The organism is Sinomonas sp. P47F7, from assembly GCF_049332655.1.
In the GTDB taxonomy this organism is placed as follows: domain Bacteria; phylum Actinomycetota; class Actinomycetes; order Actinomycetales; family Micrococcaceae; genus Sinomonas.
In genome coordinates, this window is sequence record NZ_CP186327.1 from 3,606,643 (window position 1) to 3,623,171 (window position 16,529).

General features: G+C 69.7%; 18 protein-coding genes. 11 read left to right on the top strand and 7 right to left on the bottom strand.

Going from position 1 to position 16,529, the window contains the following annotated elements; genetic code table 11:
- Positions 1-92 precede the first annotated feature (92 nt).
- From ACOKR1_RS16925 to ACOKR1_RS16935, 3 genes are read right to left on the bottom strand one after another with little or no spacing between them, the layout of a single operon-like run.
- The gene (locus tag ACOKR1_RS16925) at positions 93-1,007 is read right to left on the bottom strand and encodes a 3-hydroxyacyl-CoA dehydrogenase family protein (RefSeq protein WP_422934092.1); all 915 of its coding nucleotides are present in this window, start codon (positions 1,005-1,007) and stop codon (positions 93-95) included.
- Between the two features lie 2 nt (positions 1,008-1,009).
- Positions 1,010-1,822, bottom strand: coding sequence for an enoyl-CoA hydratase/isomerase family protein (locus ACOKR1_RS16930; protein ID WP_422934093.1), 813 nt, complete (start codon positions 1,820-1,822; stop codon positions 1,010-1,012).
- Complete coding sequence (locus tag ACOKR1_RS16935) at positions 1,822-3,048, bottom strand: thiolase family protein (RefSeq protein ID WP_422934094.1); 1,227 nt, start codon at positions 3,046-3,048, stop codon at positions 1,822-1,824. The genes ACOKR1_RS16930 and ACOKR1_RS16935 overlap by 1 nt, the downstream gene beginning before the upstream one ends.
- A gap of 149 nt (positions 3,049-3,197) precedes the next feature.
- Here ACOKR1_RS16935 and ACOKR1_RS16940 point away from each other — a divergent pair, with 149 nt between their 5' ends.
- The 3 genes from ACOKR1_RS16940 (at position 3,198) to ACOKR1_RS16950 (ending at position 6,135) form a co-directional block, all read left to right on the top strand.
- Entirely contained in the window at positions 3,198-3,944 is a 747-nt protein-coding gene (locus ACOKR1_RS16940; RefSeq protein WP_422934095.1) for a lysostaphin resistance A-like protein, read from the top strand.
- A 360-nt stretch (positions 3,945-4,304) separates the two neighbouring features.
- Positions 4,305-4,775, top strand: a complete 471-nt coding sequence (locus ACOKR1_RS16945; protein WP_422934096.1) for a hypothetical protein — start codon at positions 4,305-4,307, stop codon at positions 4,773-4,775.
- 43 nt (positions 4,776-4,818) lie between these two features.
- Positions 4,819-6,135 (top strand): hypothetical protein, encoded by a 1,317-nt coding sequence (locus tag ACOKR1_RS16950; protein WP_422934097.1) that lies wholly within the window; start codon positions 4,819-4,821, stop codon positions 6,133-6,135.
- Positions 6,136-6,198: 63 nt separating this feature from the next.
- On the opposite strand, the gene ACOKR1_RS16955 is transcribed toward ACOKR1_RS16950, so the two are convergent.
- Both ACOKR1_RS16955 and ACOKR1_RS16960 read right to left on the bottom strand, forming a co-directional pair.
- A complete protein-coding gene (locus tag ACOKR1_RS16955) occupies positions 6,199-7,128 on the bottom strand; it encodes an ATP-binding cassette domain-containing protein (protein WP_422934098.1) in 930 nt (309 codons plus the stop codon).
- On the bottom strand, positions 7,055-7,864 hold the full coding sequence (locus ACOKR1_RS16960) for an ATP-binding cassette domain-containing protein (protein WP_422934099.1): 810 nt from the start codon (positions 7,862-7,864) through the stop codon (positions 7,055-7,057). The genes ACOKR1_RS16955 and ACOKR1_RS16960 overlap by 74 nt, the downstream gene beginning before the upstream one ends.
- Positions 7,865-8,122: 258 nt before the next feature.
- Between ACOKR1_RS16960 and ACOKR1_RS16965 the strand changes: the two genes are divergently transcribed.
- The 4 genes from ACOKR1_RS16965 to ACOKR1_RS16980 all read left to right on the top strand — a co-directional run bounded on the left by ACOKR1_RS16965 (position 8,123) and on the right by ACOKR1_RS16980 (position 11,769).
- Positions 8,123-8,560 carry a VOC family protein gene (locus ACOKR1_RS16965; protein ID WP_422934100.1) on the top strand — a complete coding sequence of 146 codons (438 nt, stop codon included), beginning with the start codon at positions 8,123-8,125 and terminating at the stop codon, positions 8,558-8,560.
- Between the two features lie 79 nt (positions 8,561-8,639).
- Complete coding sequence (locus ACOKR1_RS16970) at positions 8,640-9,593, top strand: 1,4-dihydroxy-2-naphthoyl-CoA synthase (protein WP_422934101.1); 954 nt, start codon at positions 8,640-8,642, stop codon at positions 9,591-9,593.
- 15 nt (positions 9,594-9,608) lie between these two features.
- Positions 9,609-10,793 carry an AMP-binding protein gene (locus tag ACOKR1_RS16975; RefSeq protein ID WP_422934102.1) on the top strand — a complete coding sequence of 395 codons (1,185 nt, stop codon included), beginning with the start codon at positions 9,609-9,611 and terminating at the stop codon, positions 10,791-10,793.
- 97 nt (positions 10,794-10,890) lie between these two features.
- The gene (locus ACOKR1_RS16980; RefSeq protein ID WP_422934103.1) at positions 10,891-11,769 is read left to right on the top strand and encodes a 1,4-dihydroxy-2-naphthoate polyprenyltransferase; all 879 of its coding nucleotides are present in this window, start codon (positions 10,891-10,893) and stop codon (positions 11,767-11,769) included.
- On the opposite strand, the gene ACOKR1_RS16985 is transcribed toward ACOKR1_RS16980, so the two are convergent.
- Positions 11,726-12,106 (bottom strand): DUF4229 domain-containing protein, encoded by a 381-nt coding sequence (locus tag ACOKR1_RS16985; protein WP_422934104.1) that lies wholly within the window; start codon positions 12,104-12,106, stop codon positions 11,726-11,728. The two genes, ACOKR1_RS16980 and ACOKR1_RS16985, sit on opposite strands and share 44 nt — an antisense overlap.
- Positions 12,107-12,131: 25 nt before the next feature.
- On the opposite strand from ACOKR1_RS16985, the gene ACOKR1_RS16990 reads away from it, so the two are divergent.
- Entirely contained in the window at positions 12,132-12,395 is a 264-nt protein-coding gene (locus ACOKR1_RS16990; RefSeq protein ID WP_422934105.1) for a PLD nuclease N-terminal domain-containing protein, read from the top strand.
- Between the two features lie 19 nt (positions 12,396-12,414).
- Here ACOKR1_RS16990 and ACOKR1_RS16995 read toward each other — a convergent pair whose 3' ends face one another.
- On the bottom strand, positions 12,415-13,716 hold the full coding sequence (locus ACOKR1_RS16995) for an ABC transporter substrate-binding protein (RefSeq protein WP_422934106.1): 1,302 nt from the start codon (positions 13,714-13,716) through the stop codon (positions 12,415-12,417).
- 255 nt (positions 13,717-13,971) lie between these two features.
- Here ACOKR1_RS16995 and ACOKR1_RS17000 point away from each other — a divergent pair, with 255 nt between their 5' ends.
- The 3 genes from ACOKR1_RS17000 (at position 13,972) to ACOKR1_RS17010 (ending at position 16,484) form a co-directional block, all read left to right on the top strand.
- Positions 13,972-14,922, top strand: coding sequence for a carbohydrate ABC transporter permease (locus tag ACOKR1_RS17000; protein ID WP_422934107.1), 951 nt, complete (start codon positions 13,972-13,974; stop codon positions 14,920-14,922).
- Entirely contained in the window at positions 14,912-15,895 is a 984-nt protein-coding gene (locus tag ACOKR1_RS17005; RefSeq protein ID WP_422934108.1) for a carbohydrate ABC transporter permease, read from the top strand. Before ACOKR1_RS17000 ends, ACOKR1_RS17005 begins: the two co-directional genes overlap by 11 nt.
- Before the next feature lie 346 nt (positions 15,896-16,241).
- On the top strand, positions 16,242-16,484 hold the full coding sequence (locus ACOKR1_RS17010) for a hypothetical protein (RefSeq protein ID WP_422934109.1): 243 nt from the start codon (positions 16,242-16,244) through the stop codon (positions 16,482-16,484).
- The last annotated feature ends 45 nt before the right edge of the window (positions 16,485-16,529 follow it).

Consider the following 16,529-nt stretch of genomic DNA (forward strand, 5'->3'; position numbering starts at 1 on the left):
GGCACCCTGTTGTGGGGTCCCTGGGCACGGGACGAGACCCCACAACCCGCCGGACGAGACCCCACAACCCGCCGGACGGGACCCCACAACGGTCAGGGCCAGTCGTAGAAGCCCCTGCCGGTCTTGCGGCCGAGTTCGCCGTTGGCGACCTTGTCGCGCAGGATCTGGGGCGGGGCGAAGCGCTCGCCGAGGGTGGAGTGGAGGTACTCGGCGATGCCGAGACGCACGTCCAGGCCCACGATGTCGGTGGTCTTGAGCGGTCCGGTGGGGTGCTTGTAGCCCAGGACCATGGCGTTGTCGATGTCCTCGGCGCTCGCGACGCCCTCCTCGACCATCCGCATGGCCTCGAGCGCGATCGCGACGCCGAGGCGGGAGGAGGCGAAGCCGGGGGCGTCCCTGACCACGACGGCGGTCTTGCCGAGCGCCTCGACCCACCGGCGGGCGGCCGCGACGGTGCCCTCGCCCGTGCGCTCGGCGACGACGACCTCGATGAGGGTCGAGGCCGGGACGGGGTTGAAGAAGTGCAGCCCCAGGAACAGCTCGGGCCGGGCGAGCCCCGCGGCGAGGCCGCTCACCGAGAGCGAGGACGTGTTCGTGGCGAGGAACGCGTGCGGGGAGATCTGCGCCTCGACCGCGGCCAGGGCGGCGGCCTTGAGCCCGGCGTCCTCGGGCACGGCCTCGACCACGAGGTCGCAGAACGCGAAGTCGGCGTAGTCGGTCGAGGTCGCGAAGCGCTCGAGGTAGTCCCCGGCGGTCCCGGCCACGGCGCCGCGCTCGAGCGAGGCCTCGACCGAGGACTCGACGCGCCCGCGCGCGCCCTGGGCGGCCTCGGCGTCGCGTTCGACGACGACGACCTTGGCCCCGCGGGTCAGGAACCCGTGCGCGATCCCGGCTCCCATGCGGCCCCCGCCGAGGACCCCGACGGTGGCCGGGAGGCCCTCGGCGAGCGGCACGTTGCTGCCGGTCTTGACGCCGAGGGCCTCGTTGAGGGCTTGTTCGATGTTCATCGCTACTTCTTCTTCCTCTCGAGGAATTGCTGCATGCGGTCGAACTTGGCCTGGGACTCGAACAGGATGCCCTGGGCCAGGGTGTCGATGAGAGGGTGGGCCTCCCGCGGCGTGTGGAACACGGCCTTGGAGATCCGCACCGCGAGCGGATCCTGCGCGGCGATCCGGTCCGCGAGGGCGTTCGCCGCGTCCAGGAGCGCCTCGGGCTCGACGAGCTCGCTGACCAGCCCCGCGTCGAGGCACTCCGGGCCGGTGAGCACGCGCCCGGCGAGGAGGACCTGCTTCGCGAGCGGCTCCCCGACGAGCTCGCGCAGGCGCCACGTGGCCCCGGCCGCGGCCATGATCCCGAGCCCGGTCTCGGGGTTCCCCACACGCAGGCTCGGGGTGCCGATCCGGAAGTCGGCCGCGTAGGCGAGCTCGGCACCGCCGCCCAGGGCGTAGCCCTCGAGCGCGGCGATGACCGGCATCGGGAGCCTGGCGACGCGGTCGAACACCGTCGAGTTGATCCCCGCGAGCGCGTCGTCGCGGCGGCGCTCGCGCAGCTGGGCGATATCGGCTCCGGAGGCGAAGACCCCCTTCGCCCCGGCCGCTGGGTCAGCTGGGGTGCCGGAGAGGATGAGGACCTTCGGGTGGGCCTCGAGGTGCGCGCACACCGCGTGCAGCTCCTCGACCATGGCCGCATCGATCGCGTTCCGCACCGCGGGCCGGTCCAGCTGAACGTGGAGCCGGTCGTCCCGCTCGGTGACCCGCAGTGCCGTGAAGCCGGACGCGTCGAGGCGAGCCCCGTCGTCGTCCGCGGTCTCGGGCTCCGCCATCAGACTCCCTCCACGAGCAGGGCCACGCCCTGACCCACGCCCACGCACATCGTGGCGAGGCCCAGCTTCCGGCCCTGCCCGGCGAGCTCGCGTTCCATCCGGCCCAGCAGGGTCACGACGAGGCGCGAGCCCGAGGAGCCCAGCGGGTGGCCGAGCGCGATCGCCCCGCCGTCGGCGTTGACGATCCCCTCGTCGAACTTGAGCTCGCGCATCACAGCGAGGGACTGCGAGGCGAACGCCTCGTTGAGCTCGACGGCGCCGAGGTCGCCCGCCGAGAGGCCCGCCCGGTCGAGGGCCTTGCGGGTCGCCGGGACCGGGCCCATGCCCATGATCTCCGGCGCCACGCCAGCGGCCGCGCCGCCCAGGATCCGCGCCCGCGGGGTGAGCCCGAAGCGCTCGACCGCCGCCTCGGAGGCGACCACGATCGCCGAGGCGCCGTCGTTGAGCGGGGACGCGTTCCCGGCCGTCACCACCGAGCCGCCCCTGACCACCGGCCGCAGCCCGGCCAGGACGTCCATCGTCGTTCCCGGGCGGGGACCCTCGTCCGTGTCGACGACCGCCTGCGCGCCCTTGCGCCCCCTGACCGTCACGGGCACCGTCTCGTCGGCGAAGCGGCCGGCCGCGATCGCCGCAAGCGCGCGCTCGTGCGAGCGGACCGCGAACGCGTCGCAGTCCTCGCGGCTCGTCTCGTACACCCGGGCGACCTCCTCTGCGGTCTCCGGCATCGAGAACGTGGCCTTCCCCGCGCGAGCGAGCTCCCCGGAGAGGAACGCCGGATTCGTGAACCGCCAGCCGATCGAGGTGTCGAACACCCCGCCCGGGCGGGCGAACGCCTTCTCCGGCTTCTCCATGACCCACGGCGCGCGGCTCATCGACTCGACCCCGCCGGCCACCACGAGGTCCGCCGCGCCCGCCTTGACCATGTGGCTCGCCATAATGACCGCCGAGAGGCCCGACGCGCACAGCCGGTTCACCGTGATCCCCGGCACCGCGTCCGGATAGCCGGCCAGCAGCCACGCCATCCGAGCCACGTTCCGGTTCTCCTCCCCCGCACCGTTGGCGTTCCCGAGGATCACCTCCTCCACCGCGCCCGGGTCGATGCCCGCGCGTTCGACGGCGGCCCGCACCGTGAGTGCCGCAAGATCGTCGGGCCGCACCGAGGAGAGCGAACCGCCGTACCGGCCCACCGGAGTCCGCGCGCCGCCGATCAGAAAGGCCTCAGCCATGAGCACATCCTTATGCATAGGGGTCCCGGCCAAATTACCGACCGTTCGTTCTATAAAGATTACCCGTGGCGGCTCGTGGGTCAACCCGTGACGGCGGAACCGGTTCGGCCGCCCGCTCGTTCCACCGGCAAATGAGCACTCCCAACTCGATGCCCCCCGCTACCCTGCGCCGCCGCAATGGCGACCCCGCGCCGGGCCACCGCTTCGGCCGTTATACGTCGGCAGATCTCCTCGCGGTCCTCCTCTACGTCCTGCTGCCGGTAGCCGTCGCGTTCCTGCCGCTCGAACGCTCCGCATGGCTCCAAGCACATCCGGAGATCGGCTCGTATCTGCTCAACCTCGGGATCTACGGGATCGTATTCATCGTCGCGTCGATCGCCGCCCGCGCGTACATCGCGCGCGACGTGCGCATCCTCGCGACCCGCCCGTGGTTCACGGCCGGAATCCTCCCGCTCATGCTCGTCGCGATGATCGTGGCCTCGGCGATCGCCGTCGCCCTCGCCGGCGGCCTGGAGGTCACCCAGAACCAGGAGAGCATCCAGGCACTCGCGAAGGGGATCCCGTGGTGGTTGACAGCGCCCCTGCTCGTGATCCTCGGGCCGTTCGTCGAGGAGTACGTCTTCCGCCACCTCATGATCGGGAAGCTCAGCCGATACCTCAACCGCTGGGTCTGCTACGCACTCTCGCTTGGGTTCTTCGCGTCGCTGCACACGCTCAGCACGGCCGGCTTCACGATCCAGGCCCTCGCCCCCTACCTCGGCCTCGGGGCCGTCCTCGTCTTCGCCTACGCCTGGACCGGCAACAACCTCGCGTTCAGCGTCTCCCTCCACGCGCTGAAGAACCTGCTCTCCGTGGTGCTCATGTACGCGGTGGACCTCTCGGCGCTGCAGTCGTAGCCGGCGGGGCGCTCAGCATCTAGCTCAAGTGTGTTAAGTCGAGCGCCGCTGGTCCAAATGTGGGTTAAATCCCCCAGAGGCTGCGCTGTTCACCCCGCCATAAGGCACTCGACACGTCGGTGCGGTATCCGTGGGATCGGGCCGTCTTCCTGGGCTCGTTGTGGACGGCTTCCGGGCTGATCGTGGCCAGAAAGTGGCCACGATTGGGCGAGATCTGGGCCACGGACAAGACTGGGCAGATTCTGTGCCAAATCTGGCCAGAATCTGCCCAATCTTGGCCATGCGAGAGCGCAGATTTGGTCATTTTTGGGTTAAGTGGGTCACTCCGTCTATATATGGCAACGAGAGAAAACCTCGTCGATGAAGTGGAGAGAGAGGGGTGTGCTGATGGCGGGCCGTCAGAGCAAGGCAGACACACCAGCGAAGCCGCAACCGCATCGCTTTCGCGTGAGCGTCCCCGTGGCTGATGAGGCCGTGGTGGCGTGGATGGAGTTGCAGGACAACCCTTCGCTGTCAGTGCGAATGCTGATCCGCGAGAGCATCGAGCGCCAAGGCTACGTTGACATCGTGAACCGCCCGGTGAGCCAGCTCCCCAGGCACGGCCGGCAGGCTGAAACATCTGAGGAGGTCCGCGCGGCCGAAGGGGCTCTTGCCGAGCTCAAGCCGCAACCGTTTATCCCGGCCTCGGAGCCGGAGGTCTGGGCGGAGGTTCCGACGCCGGCACCGCGGCCTCAGGCCACTCCGGCGGCCCCTGCTCCAGCACCGTCCGAGCCAGAACAGTCTTCGAGCGAACTGCATGATGTCAACGACATCTTCTCCAGAATGCGGTAGCTCGCGCAGCGACATCACCCACTTTTGAATGAAGGGAACACGCATGACCATCTCGATCAACCTGACCGGCGGAATCGACGTCGGCAACGGCTATGTCAAGGGCCTCATCCGGGGTGCTGGGGGCTCCAGCGCGCCCACCATCGACGAGATCGATCTTCCCAGCGGCGTCGCGCTCATCACGAGGTCCAACGCACTGCCCAATGCGGACGGCGAGGCCCCGGCCAAGATGGCGGGCGACTTCTACAACGAGCTGGACGTGAGCTTCGCCTCGCCGCTCATCGGCGACCAGTATCGGCGTCTGTTCGGAACGCGCGCGCTGAGCGCCCAGGGTGCGTTCGACGAGTTCGACGTGGTGGGCCGTCGTAGCAAGGCCCAGCAGGAACTGAGCAAGGTGCTGGTCATGGGCGCGTTCGCGGCCAAGGCTCTGCGCGACTACGTCCGCGAGAACGGCATGCTCCCGCCGGCCGACGAGTCGCTGAGCGTGCAGGCCCGGGTCGCTCTGGCGCTGCCGATCAACGAGTACATGGCGCATCGCACGAGCTACGCCGCCGAGTTCACGAACGGCACGCACACCGCCACGGTGCACAACTTCGATACTCCGGTGACCATCAAGCTCCGCTTCGTGGACGTGCAGGTGATCCCCGAGGGCGCTTCGGCCCAGTACGCGATCACCGTCAAGGGCGAGGATCTGATGGACGCGATGCTGGCAGACGTGCGCCGCCGGGGAGTGACCCTCGAGGGAATCACCTCCGCCGACGTCCTCGCTGCCCAGCACACCGTCGGCATCGACATCGGCGAGGGTACCGTGAACTTCCCGGTGTTCACCGCGGGCAAGTTCAACGCGGATGCCTCGACCACCTACAACAAGGGCTACGGCTCGGTGCTCACCGGCGCGCTCAAGGCCATGGATGACCGCGGCTTCATCTCCGGCTTCACGTCCCGCAAGCAGCTCGCGGAATACCTGCAGGCCGGACCGAGCGCCCTGAAGCGCAACTTCTACCAGAAGGTCGCGCAGTTCGTGGAGGAGGAGATGATGTTCTTCTCCAAGGAGATCGCCGAGCAGTTCGGACGCGTGCTGGCTGTTGTCGGCGCAACCACCGAGGTCGCCTACGTCTACGGCGGCGGCGCCGGCCCCGTGAAGGCCTTCCTGTACCCCGCGCTCCTGGACAAGGCCACCGAGATGAACTCGGAGGACTCGTTCCCGACGCTGTACCTGGATTCGTCCTACTCCCGTCACCTGAACCGCGAGGGCCTCTACATTGCGGCCCAGACGGTGGAGCGCAAGACCGACCCGGCCCTTGGACGCGGCAAGCGCAACCGGAGTTCCGAGGACAAGGAACTCACCACGGCTGAGGTGTAGTCCGCACTGTCGCTCCGCTTGACAGAAGCTCTTCCCGGGCTGCCCGGGAAGAGCTTCTGTGCGTCAACGCCCCAGCCGCACCTCCCCCGCCCCCTCGAGCCCGCCGAACCAGCGCAGGAGCGCTGCGTCGTGGCTCGTGACCACGAGCGTGCCCCGGTACCGCTCGAGCGCCTCCTCGAGCTCGCCGACGAGCAGGGGCGCGAGGTGGTTGCTTGGCTCGTCGAGCAGCAGGAGCTCGGGCTGGCCCGACAGGAGCCGCGCGAGCGCGAGCCGGCGATACTGCCCCGCCGAGAGCGATCCCACCGGCACGAAGAACTCCTGGACCCGGAACAGGCCGAGGTGCAGGAGCCGCTCGGCGTGTTCGTCGAGGTCGCCGGGGAGCCCGGCGGCGTAGGCCGCGAGCAGGCGCGCGTGCGGGTCCGCCGGCGGGGTGAGTTCCTGCGGGAGGAGGCCGACGACGGCGGGCGCGGACCCGCCATCGTCCGCCCCTGACGCCGTGCGCACCTCGGCGACGCCCTCGCACGGAACCCGCCCGGCGAGGACGTTGAGCAGCGTCGTCTTGCCCGCGCCGTTGGGACCCGTCACGGCGAGCCGCCCGCCGGCCGCCACGTCAAGGTCCACAGGCCCGAGCCGGCCCGGAACGCCGGCGCCCCGCACGGTGACGGAGGCTCCGCGGGCCACATCGAACGCTGCGGCGAGGTGCAGCGGCTTCGGCGGCGGAGAGACGGGATCGGCCTCGAGCCGCCGCAGCCGCTCCCGCGCTGAGCGGACCTGGCTCTCGACCGCTGCGCTCACGCGCTGGCCGAAGTAGTTGAAGCCCGATTTGTCGTTGTCGGTCCGCCGCCCGTACGCGACCCGATCGGTCACGGCGGCCGCCTTCCCGCGCTCCCGCTCCATCGCGTCCACCCACTCGGCGTACTCACGCTCCCACGCACGCCGCTCGAGGGCCTTCGCGGCGCGATAACCCGCGTAGCCCTCGCCGTACCGGCGCACCGTGCGGCGATCGGCGTCGACCTCGAGGATCGCGCGCGAACCGACTGAGGAAATCGCGGTCGTGCGAGACCGCGACGACGATGCCGGCCCGCGACGCAAGCTCGGCCTCGAGCCACGCGACCGCGTCGGCGTCGAGGTGGTTCGTGGGCTCGTCGAGCAGCAGGATCGGCGCGGTGTCCGCGAGCGCGAACGCGAGGCCCACGCGCTCGGCCTCGCCGCCCGAGAGGCTCGCGAGCGTGCGGTCGGCCCCGGTGCGCGTCAGCTCGCCCACGCCGAGCCGCTCGAGGGCGACGACGGCGCGCACCCGGGCTGCGGTCCCGCCGTCGTCCTCGCCATCGGCGGTGGCGCGCGCCTCCGCGGAGGCGAGGAGCCCGCGGATGGTCGCGGCGCCGTCGGGCGTCTGCGCGAGCCGGGAGACCCGGCCGTGGACGGCTACGCTCCCGGAATCTGGCCGCTCCTGGCCCGTGAGGAGGCGGAGCAGGGTCGACTTGCCCGCCCCGTTCTCACCGACGACCGCGATCCGCTCGCCGTCCGCGATCACGAGGTCGACCACGTCGAGGAGGAGTCTGTCCCCGTAGCCGTGGGAAACGCCCGACGCGGTGACGTGCACGGCGGCGGGGCGAAGGGACTGGGCTGGGTGGGCCGGGGCGGCGGGGTGGGTGAGGGCGCCTGGGGCGGCGGGGTGGGTGAGGGCGGCTGGGTGGGCTGGGCTGGAGGGGTCCGAAATATGCTGCATGGTCGAGGCCTCGCTTCGGCGGCTCGTGGGCGCGCGGCGCCCGGCTGTCCTCTCGCCGGCGTCACGGCGCGGCGGTTCAGGGCGGGGAAACGATCAGCGGACCATGCGTTCAAGGGTGGCGGCGCGCGGTGACGAGTGTCAAGCCGGGGCCTCTGCCGCCGGGTCGCCTCCGTGACGGTCGGCGCTGCGGCCGCGCTGCGGACGGCCCCTGTCCGCTTGTCCCTTCCGGCCCGGACCCCCGGGGCCTAGCGTTGAGCCATGCCATACGACATCCAGATCGTGGTCGATTCGCGCGACCCCCACGCCCAGGCGGAGTGGTGGGCCAAGACGCTGGGCTGGGCCGTCGAGCCCAGCAACGAGGACTTCATCCGGCGCATGATCGCCGAGGGCTACGCGACCGAGGCGGACACCGTGACCCGGAACGGAGTGCTCGTCTGGGCGACCGCGCAGGCCATCGCACCCGAGGACGAGCTCACGCGCAAGGACCGTCGGCGCATCCTGTTCCAGGTGGTGCCCGAGGACAAGACCGTCAAGAATCGCGTCCACTGGGACGTCCGGCTCGCCGGCGATGACAAGGACGTGCTCCGCGCCGAACTCGAGGCACGCGGCGCGACGTTCCTGTGGGAGGCAGCCGAAGGCCCGCACTCGTGGTACACGATGGCGGACCCCGAGGGGAACGAGTTCTGCATTTCCTGATCGCGCCGCCCGGCCCACGCCCCCCCAACCGCCGTGACCCGGCGCCCGGGGACCGAACGCCCCGACTAGACTTTCACGCGTGACTTCCCCCGACCTGCCCGAGAAAGTGTCTGACGTCTTCGACCCGCGCCGCTGGCGCGCCGTCGAGGGCTTCGAGTTCGAGGACCTCACCTACCACCGGCAGGTCGAGCGGGACGCGAGCGGGGCCGCGGTGCGCGACCTCCCGACGGTCCGCATCGCGTTCAACCGCCCGGAGGTCCGCAACGCGTTCCGCCCCGGCACCGTGGATGAGCTCTACCGCGCCATGGACCATGCCCGCATGACCCCGGACGTCGCGACCGTGATCCTCACGGGCAACGGCCCCTCCCCCAAAGACGGCGGCCACGCGTTCTGCTCGGGCGGGGACCAGCGCATCCGCGGCCGCGAGGGCTACAAATACGCCTCGGGCGAGACCGCGGAGACGATCGATCCGGCCCGCGCGGGACGCCTCCACATCCTCGAGGTCCAGCGGCTCATGCGCACCATGCCCAAGGTGGTCATCGCGGCGGTCAACGGCTGGGCCGCGGGTGGCGGGCACTCGCTCCACGTCGTCGCGGACCTGACCATCGCCTCCCGGGAGCACGGCAGGTTCAAGCAGACGGACGCGACGGTCGGCTCGTTCGACGCCGGCTACGGCTCGGCGCTCCTGGCCCGCCAGATCGGGCAGAAGCGTGCGCGGGAGATCTTCTTCCTGGCCCGCGAATACTCGGCCGAGGACATGGTCGCGATGGGCGCCGTCAACGAGGCCGTGGAGCACGCGCGCCTCGAGGAGGTCGCGCTCGGCTACGCGGCAGATATCGCCCGCCAGTCGCCGCAGGCCATCCGGATGCTCAAGTTCGCGTTCAACCTCGCCGACGACGGCCTCGCGGGCCAGCAGGTCTTCGCGGGCGAGGCCACGCGCCTCGCGTACATGACCGACGAGGCCGTCGAGGGCCGCGACGCATTCCTGCAGAAGCGCGAGCCCAACTGGTCCGACTTCCCGTACTACTACTGACCCGGGAGACCCCGCATGAGCCTTGACCCCGTCCTCAAAGCCCTCGCGGCGGCACTCGCGTACGAGGGGCCGGCCGTCGAATTCGGCCCCGCGAGCACCAACGCTCCGCAGGGCACCTGGCGCGTGTGGCGGCCGACGACGGCGGTCGGCTCGCTGCCCGAGGGGACGGCCGTCGTCGTGCGCACCTCGGGCTCCACGGGGGCCCCCAAGGCCACCGCGCTCACCGTCGACGCGCTGGCCGCCTCGTCGATGAGCACGGCCTTCGCGCTCCGGGGCGAGGGTCAGTGGCTCCTTGCGCTCCCGCTCGAGTACATCGCGGGCGTGCAAGTGCTGGTGCGCTCGCTCTTCGCCGGGACGCGCCCCGCGGAAATGAATCTCGCGGCCGGCTTCAGCCCCGAGGCATTCGCCGACGCGGCCGAGGACATGACCGACCCGGTGCGCTTCACGTCGCTCGTGCCGACCCAGCTGCGCCGCCTGCTCGAGGACCCCTCGCCGCGACTGCTCAAGGTCCTTCAGCGCTTCAACGCGATCCTGCTCGGCGGCGCCCCGATCCCCCAAGGGCTCCTCGAGCGCGCCGCGGAGGCGGGCGTCAAGGTCGTCACGACGTACGGTTCCGCCGAGACGTGCGGCGGATGCGTCTACAACGGCTTCCCCCTCGAGGGGGTGTCCGTCCGGCTCGCCGAGGACGGCCGGATCCGCCTCGGCGGCCAGGTCGTCGCGGCCGGCTACGTGGGCGATCCCGAGCGGACCGCCGAACACTTCCTCGACGAGGACGGCGAACGCTGGTACGTCACCTCGGATCTTGGCGAGCTCACGCCGGAGGGTCGCCTCCGCGTCCTGGGCCGCGTGGACGACGTCGTCATCACGGGCGGCGTGAAGGCCTCCGCCGCGCGGATCGCGGCTCAGCTCGAAACGGTCGACGGCGTGCGGGAGGCCTTCGTTGCGGGCGTGCGCGACGCTGAGTGGGGGCAGGCGCTGGCCGCCGCCGTCGTCCTCGCGGAGCCGGCCGCCGCCTCGGGCGGGCTCGGCGCGGTGCGGGCCGCCGCCGTCGAACGCCTGGGGCGCCTCGCCCCGCGGACGTGGCTCGTGCTCGACGCGCTTCCGCTCCTGCCCAACGGCAAACCCGACCGGCAGTCGATCTGCGAGGCCCTCGCGCGGGCACACGCGGCTCGACGCTCGGGCGGAACGTCGGGGCCGTAGGCGCAGTCCCAACAAGTCCCACCCCTCCTTACCCACCCCCTTCCCTGTCCCACCCGACCCCACCCCACCCGACCCCACCCTTAGTCAGGAACCGCCCGTGGCAACATTCGCCCAGTGGGTCCAGGGCGCCCGCCCGCGGACCCTTCCCATGGCCATCGCTCCGGTGATTGTCGGCAGCGCCGCGGCCTTCGGGCTCGGCTCGTTCAGGCCGGTCAACGCCGTCCTCGCCGCGCTCGTGGCGGTCATGCTCCAGGTCGGCGTGAACTACGCCAACGACTATTCCGACGGCGTGCGCGGCACCGACGACAATCGGGTGGGGCCGTTCCGGCTCGTGGGCGGCGGAGCGGCCGAGCCGCGCGCGGTGAAGCTCGCCGCGTTCCTCTCGTTCGGCGCGGCCGCGGTGTTCGGCCTCGCGCTCGTGGTGCTCTCGCAGACGTGGTGGCTCATCATCGTGGGCGCAGCGAGCGTCTTGGCGGCGTGGGGCTACACCGGCGGCAAGCGACCGTACGGGTACCTCGGGCTCGGCGACGTGTTCGTGTTTGTGTTCTTCGGCCTCGTCGCGACTCTCGGCACCACCTACACGCAGGCGCTCACGCTCAGCCCGGCCTCGTGGGCCGGAGCCGTCGCGACGGGGCTCATCGCGGACGCCCTGCTCATGGCCAACAACGTGCGGGACATCCCGACGGACACGGTCGCGGGCAAGCGCACGCTCGCCGTGCGGCTCGGCGACCGCGCCGCGCGCCGCTCCTACCCCGTAATGCTGGGTGTCGCGATCCTCGCAGCGCTGCTCCTCGCGCCGTCGAACCCGTGGATGCTGCTCGTGCTGGTGCTCGTGCCCGCGTGCCTCGGGCCCTCGCGAACCATGGTCTCGGGGACCGCCGGTCCGGGGCTCATCCCCGTGCTGCAGCAGACCGGGTTCATCAACCTCGGGTTCAGCTTCCTGTTCGCGGCGGCTTCGGTCCTCGGGCGCGTGTAGGGTCCGCATCGTCTCGGCCAGGCTCATCCTTGCCCGGCTCGTCGCCGTAGACCTCCGGGTACTCGTCGTCGACGCGGCGCGCCTCGTCCAGCGAGTCCTCGATCACGGCGTCTTCCTCCTCTTGGGAGGTGCGCACCTTCTTGCGGCCGCCGAACACGTCGCTCACGTCAGTGGCGGCGGCGTTTCGCTGCCGGTTGAGGAACAGGAAGCTCACCGCGAACGCGATGACCACGGAGTAGACGGCCGAAAGCACACCACCGATCCCGAGCAGCAGGAACACGACGAACGGGACCACGAAGAGGGTCGCACGGAGGAGGGTGTACTTCAGGAACGCCACCGCTCAAGTTTACTAAAATAGGTCTATGGTCCGCCTCGTACCCGTCATCGTGATCCTGGCCGCCTGGCTCTACGCCATGGTGGACTGCGCGATGGCCGATCGCGGCCGAATCCGAGGCGGCCTCTCGAAGACCTCGTGGTTCCTCATCTCGGTCCTCCCAGTCATCGGCACCACGCTGTGGTTCGTCTTCGGCCGCCCACGCCACACGGCGCCGCCCACGTCAGGCGGGACGCGGGGCCGCCGCCCGATGGCTCCGGACGACGACCCCGACTTCCTGCACGGCCTCTGAGGCTGCTCGGCCCTGACCGTTACTTCTTGGCGCTCTTGATGAGGTTGTCGGCGTCGCTCTTGAACGCCGCCGCCGCGGCCTGAGCATCGGCCCGGCCGAACAGCACGTCGGTGAGGTGGCGCAGAAGCGCGTCGCCCGCCTTGCTCGTGCCGACAGGCGGAACCGCGGGTGCCGCGCCGAGCTCGGGCTTGATCTGGGTGAGGAAGTCGAGCGCAGTCTTGTCCGTCGGGGTCAGGAGCGGCTTGATCGCGTCCTGGATCTTGGACGACGACGAGAAGCCACGCTCCGTGGTGATGACCTTGGCCACATCGGTGCTGTTGACGAGGTAGTCGACGAACGTCGCGACCTCGTCCGGGTGCTTCGTGCGGGACGACGCCGACCAGTACATCGAGGGCTTGTAGAAGAGGCCATCGTCCTTCGGCTTGCCGGTCTGGCTCGGCATGCGGAGGATCTTGAAATCGGTGCCGGCGGCCTTGGACAGCGCGCCGAGCTGGTTGGTCCACCAGAAGGACATGCCGGTCTTGTTGGTGGCCGCGAGCGTCTGCTCGACGGCCGCGTTGACGTCCTCCTGGGCGACGCTCGCGGGCGGTGCGGCCTTGGCGTCGAGGAGCTTCTTCTGGAACGCCATGAACGAGGCCACGCCGTCCACGGTGAATCCCGTGCTTCCGTCCGCGGTGTAGAGCTGCTCGCCGCGCTGGCGTAGCCAGATGCTCAGGGCCTGATCCGTGATGCCGTAGGAGGCGCCGTAGTTCCCCGCCCCGGCGGCGAGCGCGGCTGCGGTCTTGAGGTAGTCGTCCCACGTCCACTTCGTGTCGTCGGGGATCGCCACGCCGGCCGCCTTGAAGACCTTCACGTTCGCGAAGACGCCGAGCGCGTTCTGGCCGGTGCTGACGCCGTAGAGCTTGCTGTTGTACTGCCCGGACGCGAGCGTGTTGGAATCGAACGCGGAGAGGTCGAGTCCCTTCTGCCTCGACAGGTCGAGGAGGGCGCCGCGGCCGCCGTATTCGGCGATGTAGGCGAGGTCCATCTGGATGATGTCCGGGGCGTCATTCGCTGCCGTCTGCGTGGCGAGCTTGTCCCAGTAACCCGACCACACGCCAGGCTCGGCCTGGATCTTGATGTTCGGGTGCGCCTTCTGGAAATCGTCGATGACCTGCTGCGTCTGCTTGTTGCGGACGTCGTTTCCCCACCAGGTGAAGCGGAGGGTCACCGATCCGTCGGCGTTCTTGCTGCCGCCGCCGGTGCCGCAGCCAGCGAGGAGGCCCACGGCCGCGGTGCCGGCGAACAGCTTGAGTGCTGAGCGGCGCGTCAGAGTCGTCATCGTCTCTCCAATGTTGAACGAACGGTTGACCGAGAAATCGGTTTCTGATTCGCTGAGTATGCCCGAGGTCACATCAGCCGTCAAGATCCAAGGAAAACGCATTCCACTTGCAATATCAAGGCCTTGACGCCCATAGCGGGGCGGCCCTATCTTGCTGTGAAAGCGCATTCCGACCAAAGGAGGTCACACCGTGTCTGAAGTACACGCGGCTCCAGCGCTCGCTACCTGGCCGGCACCACCCAAGGGGCTCGCCCCGTGAGCGCGCTCGCGGAGCTGGGCAGCCTCAGCAAGAAGTCCGGCTCCAGCCAGGGCAAGGGCGCCGTCAAGCAGCGCCGGCCCAAGGACAACAAGGCAGCGTTCGTCTTCCTCGCGCCGTGGATCGTAGGCCTCGTGGCCATCACGATCGGCCCGATGCTCATGTCGCTCTACCTGTCCTTCACGGACTACAACCTCATCCAGGACCCCAACTGGATCGGGTTCGACAACTTCACCCGCATGATGGGCGATGAGCGCTTCTGGAACTCCCTCGGCGTCACGCTCACGTACGTCGTGGTGGGCGTTCCGCTCCAGCTCGGCCTCGCGCTCACCGTCGCGGTGGCCCTGGACAAGGGACTCAAGGGGCTCCCGTTCTACCGCTCGGTCTTCTACCTGCCGTCGCTGCTCGGCTCGTCCGTGGCAGTGGCCATCCTGTGGAAGCAGATGTTCGGCACGTCCGGCCTGGTCAACCAGATCCTGGCGTTCTTCGGCATCCACGGCCCAGGCTGGATCTCGGACCCGAGCACGGCCCTCGGCAGCATCATCCTGCTGCACGTGTGGACGTTCGGCTCCCCCATGATCATCTTCCTCGCGGGGCTCCGCCAGATCCCCACGATGTACTACGAGGCCGCGGCCGTCGACGGTGCCGGGCGGGCCACTCGCTTCTTCAAGATCACGCTTCCGCTCCTGAGCCCGATCATCTTCTTCAACCTCGTGCTGCAGATCATCGGCGCGTTCCAGTCGTTCACACAGGCGTTCATCGTCTCCGGCGGCAACGGTGGGCCGTCCGACTCGACGATGTTCTTCACGCTCTACCTGTACCAGCGCGGCTTCGGTCAGTTCGACATGGGCTACGCCTCCGCGATGGCCTGGGTCCTGCTGATCCTCGTGGGAGCCTTCACCGCCATCAACTTCTACGCATCGAAATTCTGGGTGTTCTATGACGACTGAAGCAGCCTCGAACGGCGCGGCCACCGCGCTCCGCACGTCGGCTCCCGCCGAGTCTCCCGCCGTCGTCGGCCGCCCCGCAGGGCGCGGCGACTCCTCGCCCAACCGCCGGCGCCGGCTCCCCCAGGGCAACCTCGCCTTCTCCACCCGGGGACGCCTGCGCAACCTCGGCAAGCACGTGATCCTCATCGTCGCGGCGATCGTGATGATCTACCCGCTCCTGTGGATGCTGGTCTCCTCGTTCCGCCCGAGCGACGACGTCTTCCGCGCCCCGGGCCTGTGGCTCACCGAGGCGCACCCCGAGAACTACGCGACTGGCTGGAACGCGCTGAGCTCCCCGTTCGGAACGTACCTGCTGAACTCGGCCCTCGTGGTGCTGGGAGCGATCGTGGGCAACCTCGTCTCGTGCTCGATGACCGCGTACGCGTTCGCCCGCCTCGAGTTCACGGGCAAGAGGTGGATGTTCGGCGCCATGCTCATCACGATCATGCTGCCCATCCACGTCATCATCGTGCCGCAGTACATCCTGTTCTCGCAGATCGGCTGGATCAACACGTTCTGGCCGCTCATCGTGCCCAAGCTCTTGGCCACGGACGCGTTCTTCGTGTTCCTCATGGTCCAGTTCATCCGGGGCATCCCACGTGAGCTCGACGAGGCCGCGCGGATCGACGGCGCGGGCCACCCGCGCATCTTCCTCCAGGTGATCCTCCCGCTCATGACGCCGGCGCTCGCGACCACGACGATCTTCACGTTCATCTGGACGTGGAGCGACTTCTTCAGCCAGCTCATCTACCTCACGTCCCCCAACGTGTTCACGGTTCCCGTGGCGCTGCGCGCGTTCGTCGACGCCCAGTCCAGCACCGATTGGGGCGCGATGTTCGCGATGTCTGTCGTCTCGCTCCTGCCGGTGTTCATCGCGTTCCTCGTGGGCCAGAAGTTCCTCGTCAAGGGCATTGCCACGACGGGCATCAAGTAGGGCTGGCTTCACGGCCCGGAGGCGCCCGAACGGCGGCCGGCTTCGTCACGAAGCCGGCCGCCGTTCGGCGTTGTCGCCTGGCCGCCGGGGCGCCTATCCTAGGCCCGGCACAGGCGGAGGTGGCAGTTTGGCGAGCTGGGGATTCTCTCGGTCGAAACAGCGGCGCGCCGTACCCGCGCGTCCGGTCTGGTTCCGCACGATGCTCCTCTGGGCCGCCGCGGGGATGGCAGTGTTGTCCGGCTGTGCGCCGTCAACCTCGCCCGCCGGAGCACCGGCCACGAGCACTGCGAGCCCTGCTGGTCCGACGAGCGGGCCGGTGGCAAGCCCTGCTGCTTCCCCCAGTGCGGTGTCCATCCTGCTCACCACCCACTGCGGCATCCACGAGGTGCGGGTCGGGAACACGTTCTACGCCACCGACAAGATCTTGGACGACGGCAACGGCAACCCGCCGGCCGGCTGGGGCAACCCCTTCCAGGCGGGCACCATCACCGTGACCGGCCAAGACGCCGTCTTCCGCGACGCCGCGGGGCACACCGTGACCTTCCACGCTCGCCCAGGCGCCACGAGCTTCCTCGACATGTGCTCGTGAGGGTCGCGAGGTGCCCCCGCTCACTGCCACCGGGACAGACCTTCT